The following is a 4,019-nucleotide window of genomic DNA, read 5'->3' as shown; positions in this document are numbered from 1 at the left end:
GGTGACCCACCCTAAATCGGCGGTGCACCAGTAAGTGTCCTCATCTTTGAGGTCGAAAATCCACTTACTCGTAAGAGTTGTATGCAGCAGGTAACCAGCGGTCGTGTGCATGATGCCCTTGGGCTTGCCCGTGCTACCGCTCGTATAGAGGAGAAACAGGGGATGCTCAGCATCGACTGCTACTGGTTCGCAGTGCGGCGCGGCTTTGGCCAAGACCTCGTGCCACCAGTAATCACGCCCGGTGGTCATCGGTACCACGTCACCGGTGCGGCGTAGCACAAGCACCTTCTCGACAGACGGAGATTTAAGTAGTGCTTGATCGACATTTTGTTTAAGCGGGACGACGGCACCGCGGCGGTTACCGCCGTCTGCCGTGATCACGAGTTTAGCCTGTGCATCATTGTTACGATCAGCGATTGCTTCGGCGCTAAAGCCGCCGAACACCACATTATGCGTAGCCCCGATGCGCGCACAGGCGAGCATAGCGATCGCTAACTCAGGAACAAGCGGCATGTAGATCGTGACGCGGTCGCAGGGTTTGATACCGAGATCCTTGAGCGCACTGGCACAGCGACTGACTTCACGATGGAGATCATTGTAGGTGAGCGTGCGCGTCTCGCCGGACTCTGCCTCCCAGATGATGGCTGCTTTATTTTTACGCCATGTTTGCAGGTGCCGATCGACGCAGTTGTAACTTACGTTGAGTTTAGCGCCACTAAACCATTTAGCATGTGGTAATTGCCAGTCGATCACACGGTCCCAGCGACGCGTCCAACTAAGGAGCGTCTCGGCTTGCTGCGCCCAAAAGCGCTCTGGTTGCTCCGCGGCAAACTGCCAAAGGCGATCGTATTCGGCGAGGGAATTGATGGCTGCCCGTGACTGGAATGCGGCCGGAGGTGGAAACGACCGCTCCTCTTTAAGAAAACTACTGATGGCTGGGTCACCGGCAACAGGGGGGGTAACGGCAGTCATAACGCCTCCGTAGCGACATTTCGCATGCTTGTCGCAATACTAACGCCACGTTGCCACTGAAGCCAGCAAAAGACGCGAGATCGCCGACGGACATCTGCATTTATGAGAGCCATGTCGTTCGACTCGCTCAAGCGAGTTAGCTAGGTTGTGCCTCTGAGGCGTCATGGGGACGCTACCGCTGTGAGAGACAGCGGCAATCACGAGGAGCGAGTAGTTTATGCGTAAGTTTTTGACCTGGAGTTCTTTGGTAACTGTGGCAACCATGGCAGTCGCTGGATCGGCCCCCGCGGCTACGCTGACGGATGAGACGAACAGTTTGATCGGTGAGTGGGAGGGACAAACCAGCGATGGCAGCATGGTGCATCTCAGTTTTACGGCCGGTCAGGAGCCCGTGCTGCTTAACGGACGGTGGCAAGTGGGCGGTGGCAACTTCGCTCGCGACACTGGCCTGAGTCTAGTGCGGCTTGGTGGTAACATGTTTCTGGTACCTGACAATTCACCCTTTACAGCAGCGCAACCTGTGTACAATGTGACGCGCCTGCCGAGCGGTGGCCTGCGCGGGGTCCAGCTGCAGCACGACGCCACCGAGGGTGGCATGGCGCTCAGGGTGGAGGAGGTGCGATTCGGCAAGCAGCGCGACGATGGCACCCGCGTCCTCCATTTTGGTCTAGGCGACAAGCTCTGCGCTGATGCGGCGAGTCCGAGCGGCAAGGCTTGTGGCAGTGCCGAGGTCCAGGACGTGGTGCTGCACAAATTGGCGCAGTAGATGGCTGGGTTGACTGTGTAGATAGGGGCTAGGCACGAGGGAGATGGCTGCGCGCGACCATCTCCCTTTTGCGTGACTAAGCCTTGAGGCTGGTTTATATAGGAGGATTGACTTGATTGACGGCCATGACCGATATCGTACCGTCAAGAGCAGCAGATTCGCTTAGGAGGACTAGCCATCGGAGCGCAATGGAAACACGCTGGACGTCAGGATTCAGCAGCAAGACGAGGACAGGTCTTTGGCAAGCTAGCTAAAGAGATTGCGGTAGCAGCCCGCCTGGGTGATCCCAGCCCTGAGCATAACGCCAGACTACGGGCCGCTGTGGAATCAGCCCGTAAAGCCTCGATGCCGCGCGATACGATTGAACGCGCGATCAAAAAGGGGGCCGGCCTTACCGGTGACGACGTTAGCTACGATCTGGTGACCTACGAGGGCTTCACGCCTCACAAAGTCCCAGTGATCATCGAATGCCTGACTGACAATAAGAACCGCACCGCCTCTGACATCCGCGTCTGCTTCCGCAAAGAGGGGCAGCTTGGTGCCATCGGCTCGGTGGCCTGGATGTTCGACCGCGTTGGTGTGATCGAAGCGGTCCACGCCAACGCTGGCATCGATAGTGAGGGAGCTGCCATCGAGGCTGGGGCTCAGGATGTGGAACCCTTGGAGGCCTCAGAGGTTGAGAGCGGCCAGGTGGGTGCACGCTTTTACACGGAGCCCACGGATCTCGACGTCGTCAATAAAGCTCTGACCGAAGCCGGTTGGACTGTCTCAAAGTCGGAACTCAGCTACCGCGCCAAGAGCTTTGTCGAGCTCGCTGCCGATGCAAGACGCGAGGTCGAGGAGTTTCTCGGTGACATCGATGATTTAGATGATGTGCATCGGGTCTATGCTGGCATAAAGTAAGCATTATTCATCAATTCACTGAGGTGGGGGGCTACTAGATGGCGCAGTTTATTTTGGCGATCGATCAGGGCACCACGGGAACCACCGTCTTAGTGGTTGATGTCACACAGTCTGATGCTACGACGATCATTGGGAAGCAAACGGTAGACTTTACCCAGCATTATCCCGAGACCGGCTGGGTGGAGCATGACCTCGACGGTATCTGGAGCTCCGTGTCGCAGGCAGCGACCCAGGCTCTGGCCCAAGCCGCTGCTGCGACTACGCACTTCGATCTCAAAAAGATCGTAGCTATCGGTCTCACCAATCAACGGGAAACGCTCTGCGTTTTTGAGCGTAAAACTGGGAAGCCGCTGGCTCGCGCTATCGTATGGCAGTGCAAGCGGAGTGCCGCCATTTGTCAAAGACTGCGGGCGGATGGGCACGAGGCAGAGATTAAGGCTAAAACGGGACTGGTACTGGACCCCTACTTCAGCGGCACCAAGATCACCTGGCTGATGGAGCATAATCCAGAGCTTGCGCAAGAAGTCCGTCGCGGCCATGCCGTGTTCGGCACGATCGACACCTATCTCATCGCCCGACTCACGGGTGGTAAGTCCTTTGTCACTGAGGCGAGTAATGCCTCGCGTACGCTGGCCTTCAATATTCACACAGGACGCTGGGACCAAGGACTCATTGAGACGCTTGCGATCCCAAGCGTCGATGCGCTGCCACAGGTCCTGGACAGTGCCGGGCTCTTTGGCACGACACAGGGCCTAAGCTGGCTGCCTGACGGGATTCCCATAAGTGGTGTGCTCGGTGATCAGCAGGCAGCTTTGGCTGGACAGACTTGTTTTGATGTCGGCGAGGCCAAATGCACCTACGGCACCGGTGCCTTCCTGCTGGCTAACTTGGGATCCAAGCCCCTAGTGTCAAAGGCTGGCATGCTCACGACAGTCGCCTGGTCACTTGGTGGCAAACTTAGCTATGCCTTTGAAGGCTCGGCGTTCATTGCGGGTGCTGCCGTGCAGTTTTTACGCGATCAACTGCGCATTATCCGTAGCGCTAGCGACAGCGAAGCCATTGCGCGCACGGTCACAGCCGCTCCTGAGATCTATTTCGTGCCGGCTCTGGCCGGCCTGGGTGCACCGTACTGGGATCCAAAAGCGCAAGGGGCATTCCTCGGTCTCACGCGCGGCACGAGCCAGGCCCAAATGGTACGAGCCGTGCTCGAAGGCATCGCCTTACAGGTGCGCGAGCTGACCGAAGCTATGGCGCGTGATCTCGGTAGCCCCTTGCAGGTCCTCCGGGTCGATGGCGGTGCTGCCGCCAATAGTCTGCTCATGCAGGCTCAGGCCGATTACGCAGGCATCCGCGTTGATCGCCCCGTCAACCTTGAGAC

4 protein-coding genes are annotated in these 4,019 nt (G+C 57.9%); 3 read left to right on the top strand and 1 reads right to left on the bottom strand.

Translation table 11 applies throughout. From position 1 onward, the window contains the following. Positions 1-972, bottom strand: a 972-nt coding sequence (locus tag FJ146_19650; GenBank protein ID MBM4254186.1) for an AMP-binding protein, incomplete at its 3' end; no start/stop codon positions are given. A gap of 217 nt (positions 973-1,189) precedes the next feature. On the opposite strand from FJ146_19650, the gene FJ146_19645 reads away from it, so the two are divergent. The 3 genes from FJ146_19645 to glpK form a co-directional block, all read left to right on the top strand. Next, on the top strand, positions 1,190-1,738 hold the full coding sequence (locus tag FJ146_19645) for a hypothetical protein (protein MBM4254185.1): 549 nt from the start codon (positions 1,190-1,192) through the stop codon (positions 1,736-1,738). Positions 1,739-1,915: 177 nt separating this feature from the next. Then, positions 1,916-2,641, top strand: coding sequence for a YebC/PmpR family DNA-binding transcriptional regulator (locus FJ146_19640; GenBank protein MBM4254184.1), 726 nt, complete (start codon positions 1,916-1,918; stop codon positions 2,639-2,641). Between the two features lie 38 nt (positions 2,642-2,679). Next, positions 2,680-4,019, top strand: a 1,340-nt coding sequence (gene glpK / locus FJ146_19635) for a glycerol kinase GlpK (protein MBM4254183.1), incomplete at its 3' end; no start/stop codon positions are given.

The organism is Deltaproteobacteria bacterium, from assembly GCA_016874735.1.
In the GTDB taxonomy this organism is placed as follows: Bacteria; Bdellovibrionota_B; Oligoflexia; order Oligoflexales; family CAIYRB01; genus CAIYRB01.
The sequence above is the reverse complement of the archived record's forward strand: the minus strand, read 5'-3'. Positions and strand labels throughout refer to the sequence as shown.

Coding starts and splice junctions, on each gene's coding strand:
- FJ146_19645 (MBM4254185.1), top strand. CDS start 1,190: ATGCGTAAGTTTTTGACCTGGAGTTCTTTGGTAACTGTGGCAACCATG.